The sequence below is a fragment of the Lysinibacillus irui genome (assembly GCF_028877475.1).
Taxonomy (GTDB): domain Bacteria; phylum Bacillota; class Bacilli; order Bacillales_A; family Planococcaceae; genus Lysinibacillus; species Lysinibacillus irui.
On sequence record NZ_CP113527.1, the window covers coordinates 2,987,765 to 3,012,001 of the forward strand.

The 24,237-nt window shown below is 38.4% G+C and carries 28 protein-coding genes and 1 pseudogene; 4 read left to right on the forward strand and 25 right to left on the reverse strand.

From position 1 onward, the window contains the following. Positions 1-24 precede the first annotated feature (24 nt). From OU989_RS15115 to gpr, 3 genes are all read right to left on the reverse strand, one after another. Positions 25-1,920, reverse strand: a complete 1,896-nt coding sequence (locus tag OU989_RS15115; protein WP_274793840.1) for an acyltransferase family protein — start codon at positions 1,918-1,920, stop codon at positions 25-27. A 464-nt stretch (positions 1,921-2,384) separates the two neighbouring features. Beyond that, complete coding sequence (gene spoIIP, locus OU989_RS15120) at positions 2,385-3,245, reverse strand: stage II sporulation protein P (RefSeq protein ID WP_274793841.1); 861 nt, start codon at positions 3,243-3,245, stop codon at positions 2,385-2,387. A 108-nt stretch (positions 3,246-3,353) separates the two neighbouring features. Then, the gene (gene gpr, locus OU989_RS15125) at positions 3,354-4,370 is read right to left on the reverse strand and encodes a GPR endopeptidase (protein ID WP_274793842.1); all 1,017 of its coding nucleotides are present in this window, start codon (positions 4,368-4,370) and stop codon (positions 3,354-3,356) included. A 163-nt stretch (positions 4,371-4,533) separates the two neighbouring features. Here gpr and rpsT point away from each other — a divergent pair, with 163 nt between their 5' ends. After that, positions 4,534-4,782, forward strand: a complete 249-nt coding sequence (gene rpsT, locus OU989_RS15130) for a 30S ribosomal protein S20 (RefSeq protein ID WP_274793843.1) — start codon at positions 4,534-4,536, stop codon at positions 4,780-4,782. Between the two features lie 186 nt (positions 4,783-4,968). Here rpsT and tnpA read toward each other — a convergent pair. Continuing rightward, positions 4,969-5,408 (reverse strand): annotated as a pseudogene (tnpA, locus tag OU989_RS15135) (IS200/IS605 family transposase). Between the two features lie 166 nt (positions 5,409-5,574). After that, positions 5,575-6,588: a DNA polymerase III subunit delta gene (gene holA, locus OU989_RS15140; protein WP_274793844.1), complete on the reverse strand. Its 1,014-nt coding sequence runs from the start codon at positions 6,586-6,588 to the stop codon at positions 5,575-5,577. A 234-nt stretch (positions 6,589-6,822) separates the two neighbouring features. On the opposite strand from holA, the gene OU989_RS15145 reads away from it, so the two are divergent. Then, positions 6,823-6,960, forward strand: a complete 138-nt coding sequence (locus OU989_RS15145) for a YqzM family protein (protein WP_036121877.1) — start codon at positions 6,823-6,825, stop codon at positions 6,958-6,960. A gap of 28 nt (positions 6,961-6,988) precedes the next feature. Here OU989_RS15145 and OU989_RS15150 read toward each other — a convergent pair whose 3' ends face one another. From OU989_RS15150 to OU989_RS15205, 12 genes are all read right to left on the reverse strand, one after another. Beyond that, complete coding sequence (locus tag OU989_RS15150) at positions 6,989-9,208, reverse strand: DNA internalization-related competence protein ComEC/Rec2 (protein WP_274793845.1); 2,220 nt, start codon at positions 9,206-9,208, stop codon at positions 6,989-6,991. 74 nt (positions 9,209-9,282) lie between these two features. After that, positions 9,283-9,852, reverse strand: coding sequence for a ComE operon protein 2 (locus OU989_RS15155; RefSeq protein WP_274793846.1), 570 nt, complete (start codon positions 9,850-9,852; stop codon positions 9,283-9,285). Between the two features lie 105 nt (positions 9,853-9,957). Further along, positions 9,958-10,587 (reverse strand): helix-hairpin-helix domain-containing protein, encoded by a 630-nt coding sequence (locus OU989_RS15160; RefSeq protein WP_274793847.1) that lies wholly within the window; start codon positions 10,585-10,587, stop codon positions 9,958-9,960. Positions 10,588-10,810: 223 nt separating this feature from the next. Further along, positions 10,811-11,551 carry a class I SAM-dependent DNA methyltransferase gene (locus OU989_RS15165; protein ID WP_274793848.1) on the reverse strand — a complete coding sequence of 247 codons (741 nt, stop codon included), beginning with the start codon at positions 11,549-11,551 and terminating at the stop codon, positions 10,811-10,813. Then, on the reverse strand, positions 11,552-11,896 hold the full coding sequence (gene rsfS / locus OU989_RS15170) for a ribosome silencing factor (RefSeq protein ID WP_274793849.1): 345 nt from the start codon (positions 11,894-11,896) through the stop codon (positions 11,552-11,554). It lies immediately after the preceding gene. After that, entirely contained in the window at positions 11,893-12,465 is a 573-nt protein-coding gene (yqeK, locus tag OU989_RS15175) for a bis(5'-nucleosyl)-tetraphosphatase (symmetrical) YqeK (protein WP_274793850.1), read from the reverse strand. Before yqeK ends, rsfS begins: the two co-directional genes overlap by 4 nt. Next, positions 12,434-13,024, reverse strand: coding sequence for a nicotinate-nucleotide adenylyltransferase (locus OU989_RS15180; RefSeq protein ID WP_274793851.1), 591 nt, complete (start codon positions 13,022-13,024; stop codon positions 12,434-12,436). The genes yqeK and OU989_RS15180 overlap by 32 nt, the downstream gene beginning before the upstream one ends. Before the next feature lie 9 nt (positions 13,025-13,033). After that, positions 13,034-13,336, reverse strand: coding sequence for a ribosome assembly RNA-binding protein YhbY (gene yhbY / locus OU989_RS15185; RefSeq protein WP_205444536.1), 303 nt, complete (start codon positions 13,334-13,336; stop codon positions 13,034-13,036). 5 nt (positions 13,337-13,341) lie between these two features. Further along, positions 13,342-14,172 (reverse strand): shikimate dehydrogenase, encoded by an 831-nt coding sequence (aroE, locus tag OU989_RS15190; RefSeq protein WP_274793852.1) that lies wholly within the window; start codon positions 14,170-14,172, stop codon positions 13,342-13,344. A gap of 32 nt (positions 14,173-14,204) precedes the next feature. Beyond that, the gene (gene yqeH / locus OU989_RS15195; protein WP_274793853.1) at positions 14,205-15,308 is read right to left on the reverse strand and encodes a ribosome biogenesis GTPase YqeH; all 1,104 of its coding nucleotides are present in this window, start codon (positions 15,306-15,308) and stop codon (positions 14,205-14,207) included. Further along, positions 15,305-15,826: a YqeG family HAD IIIA-type phosphatase gene (locus OU989_RS15200; protein ID WP_274793854.1), complete on the reverse strand. Its 522-nt coding sequence runs from the start codon at positions 15,824-15,826 to the stop codon at positions 15,305-15,307. Before OU989_RS15200 ends, yqeH begins: the two co-directional genes overlap by 4 nt. A 36-nt stretch (positions 15,827-15,862) precedes the next feature. After that, positions 15,863-16,645 carry a phosphatidylserine decarboxylase gene (locus OU989_RS15205; RefSeq protein ID WP_274793855.1) on the reverse strand — a complete coding sequence of 261 codons (783 nt, stop codon included), beginning with the start codon at positions 16,643-16,645 and terminating at the stop codon, positions 15,863-15,865. Between the two features lie 136 nt (positions 16,646-16,781). Here OU989_RS15205 and pssA point away from each other — a divergent pair, with 136 nt between their 5' ends. Together pssA and sigK are read left to right on the forward strand one after the other, a co-directional pair. Continuing rightward, positions 16,782-17,282 (forward strand): CDP-diacylglycerol--serine O-phosphatidyltransferase, encoded by a 501-nt coding sequence (gene pssA / locus OU989_RS15210; protein ID WP_274797356.1) that lies wholly within the window; start codon positions 16,782-16,784, stop codon positions 17,280-17,282. An 86-nt stretch (positions 17,283-17,368) separates the two neighbouring features. Beyond that, a complete protein-coding gene (gene sigK, locus OU989_RS15215) occupies positions 17,369-18,076 on the forward strand; it encodes an RNA polymerase sporulation sigma factor SigK (RefSeq protein ID WP_274793856.1) in 708 nt (235 codons plus the stop codon). Positions 18,077-18,205: 129 nt separating this feature from the next. Here the strand turns inward: sigK and OU989_RS15220 are convergent, their stop codons facing one another. From OU989_RS15220 to OU989_RS15255, 8 genes are all read right to left on the reverse strand, one after another. Next, complete coding sequence (locus tag OU989_RS15220) at positions 18,206-18,346, reverse strand: 5'-methylthioadenosine nucleosidase (protein WP_274793857.1); 141 nt, start codon at positions 18,344-18,346, stop codon at positions 18,206-18,208. A 67-nt stretch (positions 18,347-18,413) separates the two neighbouring features. After that, positions 18,414-19,106 (reverse strand): 5'-methylthioadenosine/S-adenosylhomocysteine nucleosidase, encoded by a 693-nt coding sequence (gene mtnN / locus OU989_RS15225; RefSeq protein WP_274793858.1) that lies wholly within the window; start codon positions 19,104-19,106, stop codon positions 18,414-18,416. Between the two features lie 59 nt (positions 19,107-19,165). Then, on the reverse strand, positions 19,166-19,831 hold the full coding sequence (locus OU989_RS15230; protein WP_274793859.1) for a YrrS family protein: 666 nt from the start codon (positions 19,829-19,831) through the stop codon (positions 19,166-19,168). A gap of 156 nt (positions 19,832-19,987) precedes the next feature. Then, positions 19,988-20,476 carry a transcription elongation factor GreA gene (greA, locus tag OU989_RS15235; protein ID WP_274793860.1) on the reverse strand — a complete coding sequence of 163 codons (489 nt, stop codon included), beginning with the start codon at positions 20,474-20,476 and terminating at the stop codon, positions 19,988-19,990. Positions 20,477-20,651: 175 nt separating this feature from the next. Then, positions 20,652-21,290: a uridine kinase gene (gene udk / locus OU989_RS15240; protein WP_274793861.1), complete on the reverse strand. Its 639-nt coding sequence runs from the start codon at positions 21,288-21,290 to the stop codon at positions 20,652-20,654. Next, positions 21,290-22,570: a peptidase U32 family protein gene (locus OU989_RS15245; RefSeq protein WP_274793862.1), complete on the reverse strand. Its 1,281-nt coding sequence runs from the start codon at positions 22,568-22,570 to the stop codon at positions 21,290-21,292. The genes udk and OU989_RS15245 overlap by 1 nt, the downstream gene beginning before the upstream one ends. A 15-nt stretch (positions 22,571-22,585) precedes the next feature. Further along, positions 22,586-23,518, reverse strand: coding sequence for a peptidase U32 family protein (locus OU989_RS15250; RefSeq protein WP_274793863.1), 933 nt, complete (start codon positions 23,516-23,518; stop codon positions 22,586-22,588). A 5-nt stretch (positions 23,519-23,523) separates the two neighbouring features. Then, positions 23,524-24,156, reverse strand: a complete 633-nt coding sequence (locus OU989_RS15255) for an O-methyltransferase (protein ID WP_274793864.1) — start codon at positions 24,154-24,156, stop codon at positions 23,524-23,526. Positions 24,157-24,237 lie beyond the last annotated feature (81 nt).

Here is a 24,237-nt window from a genome sequence, read left to right on the forward strand (position 1 = left end):
AAACTGTGTAAACTGACTTTTTCATTAGTTTTGCTTTTGTAGGGATTGTTGAATCAGGTTTGTTAAAACTTCTACCCCTTTTTTCTCTAAATGAACGCCATCTGGGGCAAAGTATTCTGGATGATTGAGTGCTGCTGCATGCCAGTCAATTAGTGTAATATGCTCATGCTCCTGTGCTTTTTGGAGTAAAGCTTCATTCACTTTAGCCTCCCATGAACGAGGCACCCGTGTATTTACTAAATAAATATCCGCATTCGAAAATGCGTTAAGGAGTGTGTCCATTTGGTCATTCGTAAAATAACCATTCGTCCCTAACTGAAGAATCACTGCATTATTAGGTTGATTAAAACTTGCATAATTTGGTGCTAGTTTAACAGCTTGTGAAACTTGGCGACCTATTTTTCCATCGATCGTAATAGTTGGGTAAATAGTATGTAAGGTCGGTGCAATATCAATCATAAGCGAATCACCAATTGCTAATATGCCACTATAAAATTCTTTCTTTTCAGGCACTGCATGGACGTCATTTTCATCTTGCTTTGGCGTTTCTGTTTGCTGAACATCCTCGACTTCCTTTTCCTTACTAGTGGTAGCTTCGTCTGTCTCTGGTTGTTTGTCATGCTCATTTAGATTGGCTGTAGGTTCATCTCCATTAATTTTAATGGTTGTTGGATAGGAACTAGATGTGCTTTCCTGCCCTTCCCCTACAACGCCCGTCATTCCTGTAAAAAATACAAGAAGGAAAAGTGGTACCATGACGGTTGAAATTTTTCGTGATAGTGAAATACTTTCCCATTTATTTTTATTAAAGACAAGGTATTTTCGATAATAGTCTTTGAACCCCTCTTTACGAATAGGCATCTCAATGAAGCGATACGATAACTCTGCAATCATAATGATGAGGACAATCTGCCATGCAACTCGCCAATAGGAGGGATTACCGATTTCATGAATAGGTGTCCCCAACACCATAACAGGATAATGCCATAGATAAATCCCGTAGGATCGAGATCCAATCCAACAAAGTGGCTTCCAGGCTAGTATTTTTCCTAAAATACTCACTGGGTGACAAACACATGCAATTAATATCGCCGCATTCAAGCAAAATAAGAACATTCCCCCTCTATAAAGAAAGGATTGATATTCATCCACATATACTATACTGACTAAAAAAATAGTAAGTGCAATAAAACTCATACTATTTAATTTCTTCACATGTTTTGTCGATAATTTTTGAGAAGATAGCCTTTTCATTGGCCAAACAAGGGCTAGCCAACAGCCAATTAATAACTCAAAGCAGCGAGTATCCGTTCCATAATAGACACGACTAGGATCAGCACCTGGCTGATAAAGGATCGCCATGACTAATGCTGAACAAATGGCCCCAAGAAAGACGACCTTTGCTAGCTGACTTTGTTTTTGGACAATATAAAGCCCAATCATTAAGAGCAACGGCCAAATTAGATAAAACTGTTCTTCAATGGCTAAGGACCATAAGTTTTTTAAAGGTGACGGAGATCCGAAACTATCAAAATAAGAAAGCTTATGAAAAATGAACCACCAATTACTTGAATAAAAAATAGAAGACAGTGCATCTCCTCTTAATGTATGGAGGAGCTCTTTATGAAAGAGCATTGTCCAAACAAATGATGAAACAATCATAACGTAGGCAGCTGGTAGTAATCGTCTAAACCGTCCGATCCAAAATTTTTTGAGGCTGACTGTTAATTGATTGCCCTTTAAAGGTAAAATGGTAGAGGTGATTAAATAGCCTGATAATACAAAAAAGATATCTACTCCTAAAAATCCCCCTCTAGCCCAACTGAAGTTAAAATGGTAAGCAATAACTGCTAATACAGCTAATGCTCGAATCCCGTCTAGTCCAGGAATATAACGATGATTTAATGACTTGCCTGACATACTATTCCTTCCTTCAATAATCTATCAAATTCTCCTCAGTATAATGGCCCTTAAAGAGTACTAAATCTTGATTGACGCATAGTTGCGCCCTTTAATGAATAATCATCCCCTCTCCATCGTTCATTCATTTATGTTCACTATATGTTTGACGATTGAAAAACGATAAAAGTTTTAGAGAAAAATGAAACATTATTACACTTTTTTAATCTTTTAAAATTCATATGTATGTATGCTATATTTTTAAAAATACATCCTCCAAAAATGGTAGATGTTTCAAAATCATATTTACCTTACTTGCATATGCTTTTCATTTACGTTTAATCATGCAATCGGAGTCAACTTGAAAATTATAAGACAAGAATGGAGCAATGAAAAGACAAATAATGAGATTTTTTTCTGGAAATTTTATTATAATACAATAGTAAAAAAGTGAGTCTACAAGAGCCTCACTTTTTGCTGCCATTTTATTTTTTTGAATCATTTACAAATGCTTTTGATATAGCCTTCCCAATTACAGCAATCGTACGATTGATCTCTTCTTCTGTATTGCCAATTCCACCTATCTCAATAATCATCATTTGCTTCGCTAAATCCTGATTGTAACGTCCATCGACACCGTCACCGCTTTTGGAAATAACACCCTTAGAAATTTTAGGGACAATCGCGTTTAATGTGGAAGATAAACTTTCCGCATAGGCTGTATTCCAGCGGAAGTTGGCATGTTCAGCTCCAACAACGATTGCGATTTTCGCATAGTTTTCCCCGTTATACGAAATTGTTGTAAGATCATGTTTTAATGAGTCACGATGTAGATCCAGTATTAAATCATAATTATTTGTTTCTAAATGCTTACTTAAATAAGGTCTCATCACATTATAAGATTCGTGATATCCCTTACCTTCTGCTTGTAATTTCTTCATAATATCTACATCAAGAACATCTGTCTTCAAGCCATTTACATTAAAATGATTCACAATCTTATCTTTCAAGCTCATAATATTAACCGTTTCATGAGAAGTCGCTACCTTACCGCTCACTGCCTTTACCATTGGTTCATAGGCTTCATGGGAATGAGTAAATAACACTAACACTTTAAATGGGTCAGGTCCCGGATCCGGGGCTTGATCTGCTTCAGGTTCTTTCGTTTGTTCCAACACACTTTGTTCAGCTAAATTGGTAGCGGCAAACACGACCTGCTTATCTTCTGGTTGTTTAATCGGAGTCGATGCTTGCTTGTTGAACGGAAGTTGCCCAGCAATGACAGGTAATACGAAAAAGAACAATAATATACCAAATGACCATTGTAGTTTTTTTAGCAAAGTCACACCCTCCTCCCCATATCGTATGGAGGGGGGGTATTTTTTAGAACGAAAAAATATTTCTTGTTTTCTGCATAAAAATCAGTGCTTCAGAAGAGCTCTCATTTTACTTTTTTATATTTCACTTGCCCAATTCATTAGCATAGAAGCCACTAATCTTGCATAGCGATCAATCCAATAGTCTGCTTCTTTAGGCGTTACCATCAATTGTGTATGGGAGCCTGCGAAGGTTTCTTCAAAAAGCTGTTGACGTTCCTCTTTCGTCCATGTCGCCCATTCACCGAAAATAGGTTGAACTAACGTCATATCTAGGTCCTTACTGATGTCTGGTTGCCAAGAGGATAAAGAAAGCTTTGATGATGGTTTACTTCGTTCAGCCACTCGAGCAGCTATCGAACGAAGCATTGTTTCTACTGCATCTGCAATTAAAACTGGTGCATCAACTACAGTCGGGATGCCAATTGCAGTTACTGGAATACCCAGCATCTCATAGGAGATTTCCTGACGTTGATTCCCTACCCCTGATCCTGGATGTATACCTGTATTTGTTAGTTGAATGGTTTTACATAGTCGATTACTCGCTCTCGTAGCAAGTGCGTCCACGACAATGATTAATTTTGGTTGTAGACGTTCAGCAATGGCAGCCACGAACTCACCTGTTTCATAGCCTGTTTGTCCTGTTACACCAGGCGCATACATCACAAATTTTTCATCAATCACATCTAAACTATGCAGATGATCAATCAAATACGGACCAATCGCATCGGGTGTAATTGTGCGATTCCCCAAGCCGACAATTAGAATTTTATCGTCTTCTTGCCAGGAAAGGGATTCATGCAATTTCTTAAAATTCACCAATAGCTCTTGTTCTAGTTGTGTAAATCCATCTTGATCTTCTAATGTTAGGGTCGGGACAGAAAGTGTAATATACTGTCCTTCTTTTTTACCAATTTGCTTTTCCCCTTCAGCATCTACAAGAACGTCTGTAATTTTCACTCGACCAGCATTCCGATCTACTATTTGAATGCCACTTGATTGTTCCAATTTTTCTTTTTGTTCTTTTGTCTGATGGACAACTACCTCTTCTGATTCATCGATTAAATCTGTTCGTTGCCAATTAAAATTTTCCATACAGTTCACCTCAAGCTGTAGTTTGTTCAAACTGTCAAGTAAATATTCTTTGCATTTATCTATTGCAATTTGGCCAAGCGTTTGTTAAAATGATTTTTGTTGTATTGACACAAGAAATCAATGAGAAGATATCATCTCGTACCTAATTTAGGAGGTGAAATATATGCCAAACATTAAATCTGCGATTAAACGCGTAAAAGTTAACGAAAAAGCTAACATTGCTAATTCTCAAGCTAAATCTGCAATGCGTACTACAGTGAAAAAAGCTGAAAACGCTGTTGCTGCTAACGCTGAAAACACACAAGAACTTTTACAAGCAGCTTTCAAATCTTTAGACAAAGCAGCTTCAAAAGGACTTATCCACAAAAACGCGGCGGCTCGTAAAAAGTCTCGCCTTGCTAAAAAAGCGTAATTGTTTAAAGGATCAGATACTCTATTAGGAGTAGCTGATCTTTTTAATTTTGATAGATAATCAGAACCACCAGTCTAACTGGTGGTTTGCTCTACGCGTGAAACGCTGGGGTACTGGCCCATGTCTAAAGACACACTGAAAGGTCTGCCAACCGCACTCCGTTTTCACGCTACCACTAAAGTGGTTTTATTTTCGCTTTTTTGCTTGTATTTCTTCTCCTGTAAATGGATCAATGAATTCTTTCATAGTCATTTGATCCTCAAGAATATCCTCTTGCAATTGATTTTTTATATATTCCTGTATGATTTTTCTGTTTCGACCTACTGTACATATTTGTATTTCAGGTTCGCATGCCGATCGAATATCATTAAACTACTCTTCCCTTTCAAATAACCTACAAACGATGAAACACTTATTTTTGGTGGAATACTCACCAACATATGAATATGATCAGGACAGGCTGTAGCTTCAATGATTTCTACTCCTTTTCTTTCACATAACTGGCGAAGAATTCTACCTATATCTGCTTTGATTTTTCCATAAATAATCTGCCTTCTATATTTTGGCGCAAAGACGATGTGATACTTACAATTCCATGTCGTGTGTGCTAAACTTTTATTATCCATTTGGAGCCCCTTTCGTACGAAGTCGGTTGACCAGACCTGATTTCATTGTACGGCTGGGGTTTTTTTCTTGTCCATAGCTAGAAGCCCTTTGGAACCCCTCGCATAGCAAGGGGTTTTCAAAAGATACAATAAAAAAAGCTGTCGCAATATTGGACAGCTTTCTGTGTTAAAGTTGACGTAATAAGAAAAGCTCTAAAAAGCGTTCTCGGTTACCGCTTGTCGATTTCAGTTGTAAATCAACCTCTGCTAACTGATATAAGGCTCTTAACAAACTTTCTTCTGACGGTCGATTCCGCTGCTCAACCATTAATTTGACACGATACGGATGTATTTTTAAATTTTTAGCAATTTGTTGCGGATGATATCCTTTCTTCAACAAATAAAAAACATTCGACATTGTACGAACATTGGATGCGAGTAACCCAACTAACATAATAGGTTCTTGTTTTTGTCGTAATAAATCATGATAGATAGACAAGGCTCCGACAGAATCATTCGCCAAATAAGCATTGAGCATTTTAAAAGCATCTTGCTCCAATGTTTTGGCCACTAAATCCTCCACTAAAGTAGATGTAATTTCACCACCCTCACCTAAATAAAGGGTTAGCTTATCAATTTCCATTTGTAATTGTAGCATGTTCGCTCCAACCATCATCGTCATAAGCAGTTCAATTGCATCTTGTGTAATGCTATTGCCCTGTGCTTTCACAATGCCTTGAATCCACACCGCTAAGTCCTGTTCCTTTGGTGTTTCTGCTTGCACAAGTAACGCATGCTCTTTCATCATTTTGGTTACTTTTTTACGTTCATCTAATTTTTCATATGGGGCAATAAATACAGTTACTGAAAAATCGGATGGATTCGATAACCACGTTTCTAAACGCTTCACATCATGATCGATTTTTTCCTTCCCTTTTTCGGTTGCCTTTAAAAAAGAGGCATTTTTAGCAATAATCAATTTTCGTTCTGAGAAGAAAGGAATTGTATCTGCTTCATCCATGACAGCATCTACTGGCATTTCATCCAAATCAAATGTTGTCATTTCTAGCTCTTCTTCTGGGCCCATCGCTTTTTTTAAACGCTTGATGGTCTCATCTATAAAATAGCTTTCTTCACCAACAAGTAAATATACTGGTGCCAGCTCACCTTTTTTTATTGTATTCCAAACCGTTGAAATCATAATTTCCCCTCCATCTAGCAATACTATTAGTATACATGATTTTTTATTGATATAGCAGAAGACACAATAGCTCTTTCGTGAAAGATGAATGAGTTTTACTTTCTACCCTTTAAAGGCTATTTGTGTCTTTGACTAAATTGTGTCGATTCCTTGCCAGACGGGGAATTCTCCTTTTCAATATAGCTTTTATGCACATGTTGTCTTATAATAAATAACAGAATTGGAGGGATAACAATGAATCCATTTGAAGGAAAAAACATACAATGTCGACGTAACGATGCCATCGATTCTGGTGTTGGTTTCGGTGTATCATTTGGCGTTTTCACAATTATGTTTATTATTGCAACTATAGTAGAATTTGTATCACAGTAATTGGACTTATGCACAGAAAAGGGCTTTGTCATTGGACAAGGCCTTTTTCAATTTTTGACACTGACCATGTAGTATTGCCACGAATACGAATTTCAATTGTTCCATCTACTCCTGTTGTAAAAGTCGCCAAATTCCGACTTGTAAAACGTTGGACCACTTCTTCATGTGGATGTCCATAGCGATTCTGGAGACCTGCACTGAAAATCGTTAATTGCGGTTGGAGTAACTCGACAAATGATTCTATACTTGATGTTTTACTACCATGGTGACCTGCCTTAAGTAGTGTTAGATTGGCTATTAGATGCCCGTAACGCTTAATTAGCTGTTGTTCACCATATTGCTCCAAATCGCCGGTAAAAAGCGCTGTAAACCCCCTCTGCTGCATGTATAAAACAAGTGAATCATCATTTCCTTCATAAAAGGTATCTTGAGGCCATAAATAATAAAAACCCACCTCTCTGATATGCCACGCTGTCCCCTGCATCTTTTCCTTGATGGGAACTTTGAATTTCTTTGCCTCCTTCAATAAATCTCTCATGACAGGCTGTTCCAATGAACCCGGCGTAACATGAATTTCCTTCATTTTAATCTCTTGTAAAACTTCCTCTGCCCCTTCTACATGATCTGCATCTGCATGTGTGGCAATAAAAATGTCGATAGCTCTTATACCCTTGCCTTTTAAAAACGGCACTACAACTTGCTTTCCCACCTCATAAGGTCTATCTGTTTTCTTCCATTGCTCTTTTTCAAATCGCAATACCCCTCCCGCGTCAATGACATACACAGCTTTCCTAAATGGTAATTCAATCACGATACTGTCCCCTTGTCCAACGTTTAAAAACGTGATCTTTGTTTCGCTATACAATATGGGTGATAAATGAATCCAAAGGGCTGGTATGAAGAGGATGACAATTGCCTTCCCATATCGTCTTGTTTCTAAGTAATAAAAGCTCACTAGAACACTTAACATTGCTACACAACTAAGCCAAATAGTTGGTTTACCTGGTGACCATAATTGGAAAGGTAGCCCCTGCATGTAAAAAATCATATCGGTTAACAAATGACGTAATGGTTCGTAGACAATAAATAACATGTCTGCAAGTGGTAAGGGAAGATACGTTAGAACAAAGACCACTAGATTAAAGGGCAATATTACAAGGGAAAAGAGTGGAACAAACATAATATTTACAATGAACGAGGATAGGGATAGTTCATAAAAATGATAAAGTAATAAAGGATAGACGAGCAGCTGGCACACGAGTGTAATGCAAAAAGAGCGAGCAAGCTCATTTTTTGTTTGTTTAAAAATGGTGCCGGAATAAACAAGACTTACGGCTGCTAGATAGGATAGTTGGAAGCCTATTTGAAAAATGACGCCAGGTTCAAGCAAGACAAAGCCTATAAAGCTAAAAGCTAATGCATCATCCATTGGTAGGTCCAACTTAATCATGCGCAGTATCATCATTAATTCGACCACAGAAACCGCACGCCACACAGAAGGTGCGCCTCCTGCAATGACGCCATAAACGGGTAAGAGGATCAATAGAACAACCGTAGCCAATTCTTTGCGAACGCCTATTCTAAGTAATCCTTCAAAAAATAGCCAAGACATCAATGCTACATGTAAACCTGAAATTGCAAATAAATGCGTAATACCTAACTTTTGATAAGCACGCTGCAATTCATCATCCATTTGGTCCTTCTCCCCAATTAAAAGTGCTTGTGCCTCTACTACAAGGGATTTTGGAAAAGTACGTTCAATATGCTTTTCTATGCTGTATCTTCGTTCTGCAAGGAAGGTAACGAAGGAAGTTTGCTTTTCTACGTAACTCCAATTCGTGATTTCAACTATACCTATTGCTCCCTTACTCGTTAAATAATCTGACATTGAAAATGCATAAGTATGAGCAGCAGGTGATGGCTCAACAAGTTCACCTTTTGCTAAATAGGTTACGCCTGTTAGGGACGTATTTTCATATAGCTTTTTCTCTTGCTCAGAAGAAAATGTATAAACAACATAAAGTTTTTGGCCATCTGTGGTTGTTGCAAATCCTCGAAGTGTTTGACCGTTAATTTTATAGTCATTTGACCATGTTAATGGGAAGGTTGACGGTAAAGGGGAAGGTTCCGACAAATGATAGATTGAAAGGAAAAAATACGATAGTAACCCACAAGCCATTACAAGCGTTGCAAGAAAACGTGACTCATCTTTTATGATGAGCCACAGTGCTAAAAGAAGTATTAACATGAGTAGCCAAGCCGACTTGTGTGCCGCAAGAGCAGCTACAAGTACAGCAAGTGCTATATGGATCCATTTATGCTTTAAAGCTTGATGCCAAATAATGCGCTCACCTTCTGTTCATATGGGAGCAATTTTTCTTGTGACACACCACTCTCGCGAAGCTCATCTAGAATCTCTGTGTACAAGGCTAGTTTTTCATCTCGCAAAAAATCAATTTTACGCTCATCAAAGGGTACATGAACGACTTCCACTCCTGCTTTTTCAAATAATTCCTGAGCATATGGATTATTTTTATAGTCTGTTGCATAATACACACGTTCAATCCCTGCTTGAATAATGGACTTTGTACATGGTAGACATGGGAAATGAGTTACATACAAATCTGCACCTTTTGTTGGTGTTCCATATTTAGCGCATTGTAGCAATGCATTCATTTCGGCATGCACCGTACGAACACAATGATTGTCCACTACATAACATCCCTTTTCAATACAATGTTCATCTCCTGTAATAGACCCATTATAACCACCTGCAATAATGCGTTTATCACGTACCACAGTTGCTCCTACTGCTAGTCTAGTACATGTACTTCGTAATGCGAGTAAATGGCTTTGTGCCATAAAAAATTGATCCCAAGTAATTCGCTCCATATGACTACCTCCAAAATTTGCCTAACAAATGATTTTTCTCTTGTTTTTCTACTATAGTGTAGCCCTTTTTGAAAAGGGGCGTCAATATCACAAAATCTACAAGGTTTAGTTTACGGTAATAGAATCTTGTAACTTCTCAAATGTTTTATCACCGATGCCACTAACATTTTTTAAATCATCAATCTTTTGAAAAGGACCATTCTCCTCTCGGTATGAAAGAATACTTTGAGCTTTAGAGGGACCAATACCTGGCAATGTTGAAAGAGCTGACACATCCGCTTTATTAATATTAATCTTTTGCTCATTACTATTATTTTCAGCAGGCAAACTAATAAAATTAGTAGTTCCTTCCTCTAGTTGTTCACCTTTTTCGGGAATATAAATGACCATTTCGTCCCGCACTTTTTGAGCATGATTTATAAGCTGTGTGTCTGCATCCTCTGTATAGCCGCCTGCAAGTTGGACAGCATCTCGAATACGTTGGTCTTGCTGAAGCTCATAAACACCTGGGTATAGTACAGCACCCTTTATATCAACAAACACTTGCTGTATAGCCGTTTCTTTAGTCGAATCAATAAGGTTATTTTCTTCAATAGGTTGGATTGTTTCGATGAGCTCTTCTTGGGGAGGTGAAGAGTCTGAACTCGAAAAATAGAAGTAACAAAGTCCACTGAGTACGAGTATGCCGGGGAATAACATACTTTTTTTATACTTTTGCCATAAAGATTGGAGCATAGCACCACCCTTTCTTTGCAAAAGATAATCATATGGAGGTACATATATCTTACACTATCTCATGTTATTTGCAAACCGGTAAAGAATATAGTTTTAGAACAGTCGTTCCTCTCATTTTATCCTAGAGTTCTATCCATCACTCTAGCCTTTCTATCGACCAATTCAAAGACTTTTCCATCAAAAGAGCCACACTGTTACTTGAACAATGTGGCTCTTTTCTAAATTATTTTACTGCACGAATAAAAATGCGCTCGCTGTCATATTCTGGTGCTTCATCTGTAAAATCTGCTGTAATTTCAACATGATCAAAACCTATGGTACGCAACCAAGTCATATACTGGTCAATAGAGAAGGTGCGTTGAATATGCTCTTCGTCAAAACGCTCATATAATTCACTCGCGATATCTCGAACATAAAAAGTCATTTGATGGATAACGGAATGCTCGTAATCTGCAGGTTCTGTATGCCATACATAGCTAATATCTCCATCATCATACGTAAACGGTCCATCTAAAAAGATCTCATTCATTTTAAATAAGGAGTGGACGTCAAAAAATAGCTGTCCCCCGTCTCGCAGAGCATGATAGATACGTTCTAATGTCGTATAGACAGCTTGCTCCTCTATCACATAATTAAGGGAGTCTATAGTAATTGTAACAACGTCCAATGCCTCAAAGCCGTCTAATTCATCCATAGACATACAATATAAAGGTGCATGATATCCTGCAGCAGTAAAACGTTCTGTAGCAATGGATAACATCTCTTCTGATAAATCTATACCGCTGACCTTATAGCCAGCCTGTGCAAATAACAAGCTAAGCACACCCGTTCCACAACCAATATCTAACAATGCTGGATATTGACTACTTGGTGCATGTTGTACAACCCAATCTACATAAAGATTATAAGGAATATCCTTTTGTAGCTCATCATAGACATGGGCAAAGCGTTCGTAACTACTCACTTAGGCCTCAGGCATGTCTAATTGTGGTGCATCGCCCCATAGACGCTCTAAATTATAATAAGCACGCTCATCCTTATGGAAAACATGTGCCACTACATCACCTAAGTCTACAAGTACCCAACGAGCTGCATCGAAGCCCTCGATACGGCGGATTTCATAGCCCTCTTTTTCCGCTATATCTTGCAATTCACGCGCAATAGCTTGCACTTGGCGATCTGAGTTACCGTGAGCAATGATAAAATAATCCGCTAAAAGGGAAATTCCTTGCATATTTAAAACGACAATATCCTCACCATGTTTGTCGTCGATTGCTTTGTACGCTGCTTGTAATAAAGTTGAAGTCATCCTTCACTATCCTCTCTGTTCATCATATCGTTATAACATTCTATTGATAAAGGAAAAATTGGCTGCTTTGTGTCTATTAAAAATGCCAATGTATGGCGGACACAAGCACTCATGGCCTTATCCAAATTTTTTTGAGCTTTTTTGCGCAGACGATCGACACCTTCAAATCGGCGATTCGGTTCAATCATATCTGCTACAAAAATGATTTTTTCTAAACGACTCATACTAGCGCGTCCTGTTGTATGGAAACGAATCGCATTTAGTATCTCTTGATCAGTGATGCCAAACTCGCTTTCTGCTATATATGCACCAACCGGACCGTGTAGTAATTCACTGCCCCAGCCAATTAGTTTTGGATCTAATTTTTTTTCACGAACGATGTCCTCCATCCATTCAATGTCGGCATATTTAGCAATATCATGGAGGATTGCTGCTGTTTCAGCTTTTTTCGCATCCTCCCCATATTTTTGTGCTAAAGAAATTGCCGTTTCCATTACACCGATTGTATGGACATACCGTTTTTCAGGCATTCTTGGCTTAATCGCCGCTAAATACTGTTCGCGTTCCATATAGACCTTCCTTCCGTATGAACGTCTCTACCGCTTCTGGTAGCAAAAATGTCACCGTTCCTCCAGTAGCAAGGCGTTCACGAATCAGTGTGGACGATAAATCGATTTGAGGCACTTCCACCATACATACAGGGTAATCTGTCGTAGCCGTTGTTCCTGGACGCTTTACTCCAACAAATTGCACAAGTTTCACTAAATCATCGATACAATGCCATGTATGGAGCGAATCAATCATATCTCCTCCGATGATAAAGTGGAATTTCACATTTGGTTCTCTTCTACACAATGCTGAAAGTGTCTCATAGGAATAGGATACGCCACCCTTCTCAACCTCATACGACTCTACAGAAAAATGTGAAAATGGACGAATAGCCAGCTTCACCATTTCAAGTCGTTCAGCATTACTTGCATCGAAACGAGCATGCTTATGTGGTGGTATTGCATTAGGCATAAAACGAATTTCATCTAATTCTAGCGCATGAAAAACTTCATTTGCCATCATTAAATGCCCTATATGCGGAGGATTAAATGTTCCTCCCAGTAAACCGACCCTTTTCATCGTTTCACCTTATTTCGTTGCTTTTGGTAATACAATCTTTTTATGATTGCGTGATTCTTTATATAAAACAACTGTAAGACCGATTAATTGGACAAGCTCTGCATGTGCGCCTGTTGCAAGTGCTTCAGCAACTTCATGTTTATCTTCTTCACAGTTATCTAAAATACGTACTTTAATTAGTTCACGTACTTCTAATGCCTCACGAATTTGCTTTGTCATTTCGTCATTAACGCCGCCTTTTCCTACTTGGAAAATAGGTGTTAAATGATGTGCTTCCGCACGTAAAAAACGTTTCTGTTTACCTGTTAACATAAAAATTAGTTTCCTCCTAATTGTGCCTTAAGCTGCACAATCATTGAATTTGTATTTGGATACTTTCCTATCCAGTGCTCAAAAGCGATGGCTCCTTGATGTACAAACATTCCTAGACCTGTAACAATCGTTGCTCCCCTTTTTTCTGCTGCTTGTAAAAAAGGCGTCATTAATGGATTATACACAATATCTGCAACAATTGCTCCTTTCGAAAGCAAATCTAAAGAAAATGGCATGGAAAAATTGCCCGTGGCAAGGCCAGCCGATGTCATTTGCACAATAATGCTGAAATCAGCTAAAGTCTCTTCTGCTTCTTTTAATGAAATCGCACGACCTATTCCCATTTCATCAATAATAGCTTGAGCATTAGCCACTGTACGATTGGCAATGGACAAATGGCTATAGCCTTGCTGCTGCATAGCAAAAGCAATACCACGAGCAGCGCCTCCAGCACCAACAAGTAACACAGGCTTGTCTTTATGCGACGTACCAACGGCTTCTTCAAGTGAGCGAACAAAACCGATACCATCTGTATTATAGCCTTTCAGCTTTCCTTCCATTGTTCGTACGACTGTATTCACTGCACCCATTTTTTGGGCCAGCTCATCTAGCTCATCTAAATAGGGTATGATGGCTGTTTTATGGGGAATTGTAACGTTCCAACCACTTGCTCCTAATGTTTTCAAACCAGCCACTGCTGACTCTAATTGATCAGAAGGGACATGTAAAGGAATATATGTCGCATCTATCGACATGTCCTCGAACCAAGCATTATGCATGGCTGGTGATTTTGAGTGTTCAATTGGATCACCCATCACTGCAAACCACTTCTTCATTTTCTAGCCCTCTCTCTACTTTATCCTTCGATTTATATAAGGGAAGGACGAATTGAAACTTGTACACCTTTTGGTGCATAAGCTGCCACTACTACATTGGCATGTTGAACTGTAATCCAGCCCAGCCCAGAGAAAACAACATCTGTTTTGGCTTCTTTAATAGAAAACTCATGACGAACTAATGGCGGTAGTTGATCGATGAAATCTGCAGTTGGTGGTGCCAGAAGTTCTCCTTTATGTTCTGCGTACAACGTATCTGCCTTCTCTAGCTTTGTTCGATGAATTGGTAAATCGTTGGCTACATGAATTGTAAAGGCAGAGCGATCTCCCTGAATGAAATCAAATCGAGCTAAAGCCCCAATAAATAAAGTTTGTCCAGCATTTTGCTGATAAACTTTTGGTTTAATTTCTTTTTTCGGCATAATATATTTTAATTCACTGGAATCAATATGATGAGCCATTTGATGATGATTAATAATACCAGGTGTATCATATAATGCACTACCATCATCTAATGGAATTTCAATCATGTCTAATGTTGTGCCAGGGAAATGAGAAGTTGTAATGACTTCACCTTCACCTGTTGCCTGTTTAATAATACGATTAATGAACGTAGATTTCCCAACATTTGTACAACCAACAACATAAACATTTTGCCCTTTTCTGTACGCGTCGATAGCTTCCATTGCTTCAGCCATCCCCTTGCCTTTATGAGCACTTACTAACAGGACATCGACAGGCTGAAGTCCAAGAGCCTTTGCTTCTCGTTTAAGCCAGTTGATTACTTTTTTAGGTTTTACCGATTTTGGTAATAAATCTGCTTTATTGGCAATCAACAGGACTGGGTTATTTCCTACAAAGCGGTGAAGCCCCGGTAACCAGCTCCCATTGAAGTCAAAAATATCAACAATTTTTACGATTAAGCCTTGCTGTGTACCAAGACCATTTAAAATACGTAAAAAGTCATCATCTGTTAATGACACTGGTTGAATTTCATTGTAATTTTTCAAACGGAAGCAACGTTGGCAAATGACCACATCCTTCTCTAAAGATGATGGGGGTGCATACCCAACTGCTGTTTTATCTTCTGTTTGAATTGTTGTACCACAGCCAATACAATTTGGCATTTCAATCATTCTTGTTCCTCCCAAGTTATAATTCCTTTTCGTTTCAAATCATTAAACACGCGACGTTCAATGAAACGATTCAATTTTGTTACAAGCCCATCCGATTGGGCAACAGGTTTAACTAACACTGTATGCAGACCTAAGCGATTGGCACCCATCACATCTGTAAGCAGTTGATCTCCTACCATCACTACTTCATTTGGACGCAAACCTAGCTGAATTAGCGCATTATAAAAAGCATTTTGAAGTGGCTTTCTTGCCTTGTGAATATATGGGATACCTAATGGCTCAGCAAAATGTTTTACACGTGCCTCATTGTTATTCGACGCAATAATAACACGAATTCCTGATTCTTTCATAATGCGTAACCATATGATTAGCTCTTCAGTGGCATCTGGACGATCCCATTCAACCAGCGTATTATCCAAATCTGTAATGATTCCTCTAATACCTAATTCTTGTAACTTCTCTGGTGTAATTTCAAAAATATTCGTCACAAATTCGTTTGGTAATAAAAAATTATACAAAATAGCGACCCCTAATCTTAACGTATTATTCGACCATTATAGCATATTTGCAAAGGCTTCACCCATTCTAATTGGGCTTCCTTTAACAACATTATCCGTAAATTCAATCGCATCCTTTTCAAACAGCATCACAACGGTAGAACCAAATGAGAAATAACCAACTTCTTGCCCTTTACGCCATTTCGTTGTTGTATTAGTAAGCACAATTGAATTAACAAAGGTTGCGCCCACTTTTATAAATGCTACATGTTGCTTATTGTCTACTTTCAATTCCGTCACTAAACGATAATTATGAGAAATTGGTTTTTTACCGTATGTAAGACCAAGCTGATTCACAGGATAAGATTTCTGACCAAGTGTATATTGTCGTAATACTTCTCCATCAATCGGACTATGGATACGATGATAATCTGCAGGACTTAAATAAAATACGATATAATGTCCATCCGCATATTGTGCTGCTCGTTCTGTATTGCCGAGTAAATCCTGTAATGCATAGGGTTTACCCTTTACAAGAAATGTCATATCCCACTCAATGCGTCCAAAAGATTCCACTTTAGCATCTACTGGACTGGTAAAAATGGCTGGATCTTTTTCAATTGGCCGAGCATCTTCTAGCAGTTCTCTTGTAAAAAAATCATGTAAACATGAAAATTGTTGTTGTTTTTTTGAAACTTCTTCAAGGTTAATATCGTATAACTTCATGTAGCTTGGAATTATACGTTTACTCCACTTCGCTTTTGCAATTGTCTGCAAAAGATGGGAAGATTGCTTACCATTCGTTAGTTCTATCAAGCGTTGATATAGTTTTTCTTTCATTCAGTAAAACCCCTATCCATTAATTTAGACTGTCAATTTTTTCGCATTCGAAGTATAATGGTACAATATCTTAAGTGCAAAGGAGTGATCCCCCTTGTTTTTTTATCACAAGTTGGTGGATACCACGGTTAAGAAAATGAAATCGCACGCTGCTAACTTCATCACAATTAGTAATATGTCCTTTGGAGGCGCGGCTATTATGGCCACTTTACATGAATACTATAGCTATAGTGTCTTGTTTATCTTTATTGCAGCTCTTCTTGATCGCTACGATGGTAAGGTAGCGAGAGCGCTCGGACAAGTGTCAGAGCTAGGTAAACAATTAGATTCTATGAGTGATATTATATCATTTGGCGTGGCGCCTGCATTACTAATGTATGAAGTTGTTCTAGTTGATTTTGGTTTTGCCGGCATGATGATGGCCGTATTATTTATCGTCTGTGGTGCGATGCGTTTAGCTCGCTTCAATATTAGTGAAGCGAATGGTTATTTCACAGGTTTACCTATTACAGCTGCAGGTACGTTCTTAACTTTAACGTATTTCGCGGCCAATACGTTCCATCCGGCATTTTATCTTTTCCTTTTTCCCATTTTAGCTTTACTAATGATTAGTACATTTACGTTAAAAAAAGTGTAACAGCGCATTTGCTGTTGCACTTTTTTCATTTCCCACAGCTTTTAAACATATACTGTCGAAAAATGGGGAAAGGATGAAATCATTCAATGAGCGGAATTTTCACATCAATGTTGCAGTTATGGCTTGAGATCCCTGCGTTGCTTGGCTACTTAAAGGGGCAAACATTCCATAAACCCTTTTCAAAAGAAGAGGAAGCTGCTTGTATTGAACGATTTTTAGGTGGCGATGAGCAAGCGCGTCTTGATCTGATCGAACGTAATATGAGGCTTGTCGCGCACGTCGTTAAAAAATTCCATCCAAAACATGAGCAACTCGATGATTACATTTCCATAGGAACAATCGGTCTAATGAAAGCAGTAGAGAGCTATACCCCTGACAAAAAAACACGACTCGCCACATATGCAGCTCGTTGTATTGAAAATGAAATTTTAATGCATCTACGGACACAAAAAAAGGTTCAGAAAGACGTTTCTTTGTTTGAGCCTATCGGGACTGATAAAGACGGAAATGCACTGCAAATTCGTGATTTACTTCAATGTGATGAAGAAAGTGCAACAGAGAAGTTGGAGCATAAAGAGCATGTAGCACAGTTATATCATTATTTGCATATGCTTGATGAACGCGAACTTGAAATTGTAACACTGCGATATGGCTTAAATCAACAGGATGCACTTACACAAAAGGAAATTGCTGCTCGATTAAATATTTCACGAAGCTATGTATCTCGCATTGAAAAACGAGCACTTATTAAACTCTACCAACTGTACAAACGAGACCAAAAGTCGGTTGAATAATTTATTGTAAAATGGACAATAGAAAAATTCAATGCTTCTTTGGCGGAAGATGTGCCTATTTCATGGCATAGAAAAAAGCCCCTTGCGACACTACTATGTCGCAAAGGAGCTTTTCCGTCATACATACTATTAATGTGCTGATTCTGATAGTTCTGCTGAAATCAGTGTGCCGATTAAAGTTGTTAAAATGACTACACCCGCTGTTAGAAATAACATCGTGAATGCCTCCCATTCTATTATGAAGAGATTGATTAGTCTAAAGTGTAGCATTTGTCCTTTATTCTAACTGTGATTTTTCTCACAGAAAAATCAGCACATTTTGACCATTTTGTGTAGTTTATAGTGAGGCAATGGCTTTTAATACTACTTGTGTCGAATGCTTTGCAGCAACTGGTAAAAACTCATCAAAGCTAATATTCGATTCTTTCCCAGCAATGTCTGATAGCGCACGAATAACAACAAAAGGTGTCGCAAATTGATAACACACTTGTGCAACCGCTGCTGCTTCCATTTCTACAGCCTTCATTTGAGGGAAATGACGACGAACAGCTTCTACGCGTTCAGGATCATTCATAAAAGCATCCCCAGAGCAAATTAATCCAATACCATACTGATGCTCTCCAACCGCCTTAACAGCCTCTTCAGCTACTTTCATCAATTGTTCATCTGATTTATAGGCTGCCGGCATACCAGCCATTTGTCCGATTTCATAGCCGAAAATAGTGACATCTACATCATGATGACGAACTTCATCGGAAATGACTACAGCGCCAACATCAAGAGCTTCATCATACCCACCTGCAGATCCTGTATTAATGACAACATCTGGCTTAAACTCATGTAAAAGTATTGTCGTAGACATGGCAGCATTCACCTTACCAATACCACTTTTTAATAACACGACTTCCTTACCCTCATAAGTTCCTGTTGTGTATTCACTACCTGCGATGGTTGTACTTTGTGCATCGTTTAATGCTGCTCTTAGTAGCTCTACTTCCTCTTCCATTGCGCCAATTACTGCAATTTTCATGAACTGTTACTTCCCTTCTTTATCAACTCTATTAAAAATAATCAAAAGAGTGATTTTCGTCAATAGGCGCCTTCTAATGTGTTCAGTTGCTCTAGCTTCACAGGCAACCAGCCTTCATTGTCAACCCATTCCATGCTGACACGGTACATTTGAGATTTATCTTTACTTGAAACCGTTGCAATGGCTGAATTAGGACCACCATTATTTTGCATACGCCAGATGATCATATTGCTTTGGTCGATACCTGTCACAGTAGAAACTGTTGCTACTTTTTCAGCCCAGTCTACAGACGTATCGTCATATGAAGACACATGCTGGCCTGTTTGTGTTGTAGGTGTTGGCTGCCAGTTTTTATTCGTGATGACCTTGTCTACAATAGGATTATCTGAAGTCGATTCCTCAGGTGTCCCTTGCTCCTCTTGTGATGTCTCAGATTCCGCTTCTTCCTCTTCCTGTGAAGGTTTTTCTTCGTCGACAGCAAGATCTTTATCCTCTTCATTCGCATGCTCTTTGTCCACTTCTTTTTCTTTATCACCGCTCTTTTCCTCTTGAGCTGGCTCATCTTTTACTGCTTGATCTGCATCATCTTGCCATTTAAACACATAGGTTGCTGTGATAATAATAAGTACGACCACAACGCCAATTAAAACATTCAATAGTTTATCTAGCTTTTTATTACGAGATGGCTGCAAATGACGACTACTTCGAGTTTGTCGTTCACTCATAATGTCTCCCCCTCTCTAGCAAATATTCTATCAAGTTCGACAGCACTTGCAAAATAATTATACTCACTAAATTACTAGGAAGCCTGATAATCAAATAATGGTAAAAGCAGTTAGCCTCTCTTGGAAAGAATGGCCAACTGCTTGTACATGTTAACATTATTTAATAGAAATAATTTTTACTTTCATTTCGCCACCAGGTGTTTGAACAACTACTTCTTCGCCTTCAGCGCGGCCTAGTAGACCTTTAGCAATTGGTGATTCATTTGAGATACGGAATTCCATAGGATCTGCCTCTGCTGAACCAACAATTGTATAAGATTCTTCTTCTGTCGAAGGTTTACCATTAATAATTTCTACAAATGTAACCGTTTTCCCAAGTGATACTACACTGTTATCTGTCTCATCCTCAGAAATAATGACTGCGTTACGAATCATTGATTTTAATGTAGAAATACGACCTTCTAAAAAGGCTTGTTCTTCTTTTGCTGAATCATACTCAGCGTTTTCAGAAAGATCTCCAAAATCACGTGCTATTTTAATACGTTCAACGATTTCTTTACGTGTTTCAGTTTCTAATTTTACTAATTCTTCTTCTAATTTACGTTTCCCCTCAGCTGTCATAGGGTACTGTTTTTCATTTGCCAAAGTCCTTCACTCCTTGTTTCTTCAATATAAAAACATAAAACTCGACTAAATGCTTGGAAATTGCACTTAATCGAATTTTATTATTTTTAAACGTTTTCAAATTACGCTTTGACCTAATAGTATGCATACCTTTTTAAAATATGCATGAAAATATTGTCAATACCACTCTATCTTATTACAATACGTTGTCGGTTTCAAGAATAGTTTTAATTTTCGTGACCATTAAATCAATTGCTACCTCATTATCCCCACCTTCTGGAATAATGATATCAGCATAGCGTTTTGTTGGTTCAATAAATAAATTATGCATAGGTCGAACCGCCGATAGATACTGCTCAATTACTGAATCTGTTGTACGTCCACGCTCTTTAATATCACGCATGATACGACGAATAATTCGTAAATCCGAGTCTGTATCCACAAATAACTTAATATCCATTAAATCACGTAAATCAGCATCCTCTAGCACTAGAATACCTTCTAGTATAATAACATCCACTGGCTCAACATGAATGACTTCTTGTGCTCTCGTATGCTGCACGTAATCGTAAACAGGTTTTTCAATTGGTTGACGCACTAAAAGTTTTTTTATGTGCTCAATTAATAAATCGTTATCAAAAGCTAACGGATGGTCATAGTTAGTTCCTAGGCGCTCTTCAAATGTTAAATGACTCTGATCTTTATAATAAAAGTCTTGTTCAATGACAACAACTGAATGATCGCGAAAAACATCATAAATAGCACGTGTCACACTCGTTTTCCCTGAGCATGAACCACCAGCGATTCCGATGACAACTGGACGCTTTACTGCCATTAGTTATTCTCCTTTCGCATCATGTTATGCGGCTTTAATGGTGTCTCACATTTAAATTTAACAATTTGTAATGGATGACGGGCTGCATCTAGGCTATTGCCATCCTCATCCCATATTTCTCCCATTGTCATTCGGAAGTTCTCGATTTCAGGTCCAAAGAACTCCACTTCATCACCTGGTTTAAAATAATTACGTTGCTGCATTGTGACAATTTTTGTCTCTGGATCATGATCTAAGATCAAACCAGCAAATTCATACGTTGTTTTACGACCATGCAAACCAAACATTTGCTCTTCGAAGCCAGGTGCATCATGGAAGAATGCTTCAGCTGTATCACGATTTGCACATTTATCTAGCTCTTCAAGCCATTCTCGTTTAATTTTAAAGTTATCTGGATCAGCACAATAGGCATCAATTACTCTACGATAAACTGAAACAACTGTCGCTACATAGTGAATGGACTTCATACGACCTTCAACTTTTAAAGAGTCGATGCCAAGCTCAATCATATGAGGAATTGCTTCGATTAATTTTAAATCTTTTGGGCTCATAGCAAATGGTGCATGATTATCATCGAAAAGTGCTTTTTCTTCACCATCTTCTAATTCGTATAAATCATAGTCCCAACGACATGATTGGCAGCAACCACCACGGTTGGAATCACGCGCAGTCATATGATTGGACAGAACACAGCGACCAGAATAGGCAATACACATTGCACCATGAACAAAGGCCTCGATTTCAATATCAACCTTTTCCTTCATTAGCTTCATTTCTTCGCCGCCTACCTCACGTGCTAAAACGACACGATGTAAGCCTTCTTCTTTCCAGTACTGTACTGCCTTCCAGTTAGATAGCGATTGCTGTGTTGAAAGGTGAATTTCAAGCTTAGGTGCTGCTGTACGGCATGTTTCGATAATCAGCGGATCCGCGACGATAATACCTGTTACGCCTGCTGATTCAATATCCTTTAGGTAACGCTCTAAGCCATCCATATTTTCATTGTGGGCAAAAATATTTGTTGTCACATAAATTTTTGCGCCGTATTTATTGGCAAACTCCACACCCTCACGCATTTCCTCAATCGAGAAGTTATCTGCATTGGAACGAAGACCAAACTCTCGTCCACCGATAAATACTGCATCTGCTCCATAATGAACAGCGACTTTTAATTTTTCTAAGCTACCTGCTGGGGCAAGTAGCTCTGGTTTTTTAGTAATGACACGTTTACCGTCGACAATCTCACGGATTTTGTCATTTTGTTCTAACGCTAATGCCATGTTATTGCCCCCCTCCTAGTAAACTGTTTCCTTGAAGATAAAGCCTGTATCTAATGGTCTAATGGCTGGTTGAATATCTTCAATTTTTGCTAATAAAGTATCTTTTATCTCTTCATACGCTTCTTCGGATTCATCAAAATACGCATCAATAGCTTGACGATAGGCTTCTGTTACCGTTACGACATAGTCAGCCGTTTGTAGAACACCTTCAATTTTCAGAGCATCAATGCCACCTTCAAATAATTCGCCCAGCTCATCAATAATACACATATCATTTGGACTGAAAATATGTGTTCCATTCACATCTTCGTAAATTGGATATTTATTATTTCGCTCATCATCATGTAGGAACATATTGCGATTTTCTTGACGATTTTCAATAGCCATTACTTTATCTTGGTATAAGAAATAATGACCAAGTAAAGGACGTTTAGATTGGAACATACAAGTCATACCATGTACTTGTACCTCAATTTCCACCTCGGCATTTTCTTTAATTTCTAATACTTCATCAAGAGAAAGCTCACGTGCTAACACGGCACGAGTTGCACCACGTTTTCCCCAATAGTTCGCTGTAAACCAGTTTGTAGCAGTTGTCTCTGGGTTCCAATGTAATGGAATTGTAACGCCCTGCTCACGACGAATAATTAATACCGCTGGATCCCCGTAAATTAAACGATCCACTCCGATACGTTGCATTTCTTTTAAATAGTCAGCAAGTGCGTCTAGTTTCTCATTATGGAATAGTGCATTGACCGCAACATAAACCTTTTTACCTGCTGCGTGAATAAGCTTCGTTGCTTCTTCCACTTCAGCAACAGAGAACTCCCCTGCTAGACGTAGACCAAATTGTTGTTCACCAATAACAAAAGCATCTGCTCCAGCATCTAATAGTGCTTTTAAATGTTCTACTGATTGTGGTGTCACAAGCAATTCCGGTTTTTTCATAGTAGTCACCTCTTCAAGCATAGTAATAAACCGTCACCGACTGGTAAAAAAGCACTTGTATAATCCGGGTGCTTCATGATCCAATCTGTGAAGTTTTTTAAATTGCGAATCATTGTCCGCTTACGACGTGGAACATCCTTCAAATCTAAATCAGACAACCCATGCATGTACATATTATCGATATACAAAACTCCACCTGATTTTACTAAAGGGGCATATTTTTCAAAAAAGCGTTGGTATTGTCCCTTTGCGGCATCGATAAAAACAGCATCGAATGTCGTGTGAATGGCCTCATCGTCCACCTCTAAAGCATCACCTTCAATGACCGTAATTCGTTGTGATACGGTTGAACGTTCAATATAGGCTTTCGCCCTTGTTACACGCTCTACATCACGTTCAATTGTAACAATATGGACGTCAGGCAAGGCCTCCGCCATTCGAATAGCAGAATAACCAATTGCCGTGCCAATCTCTAAAATTTTTGACGGATTTTGAATACGTAACAGTTGATTTAATGCATCAATCCCTGCTAGTTGCATTATCGGTACATGATTCTCCTCCGCATATGCTTCCATTTCTAAAAGCAATTCATTACGTGGCTGTATAAATGATTGTATATATGCATCTGATAATTCCATTGTTTCACCCTCATTTAAAAAGCAACAAGCATTTTGCTGTTGTCTGTACTTCATCATTTATCAACAAAAAGAAAAAGACCA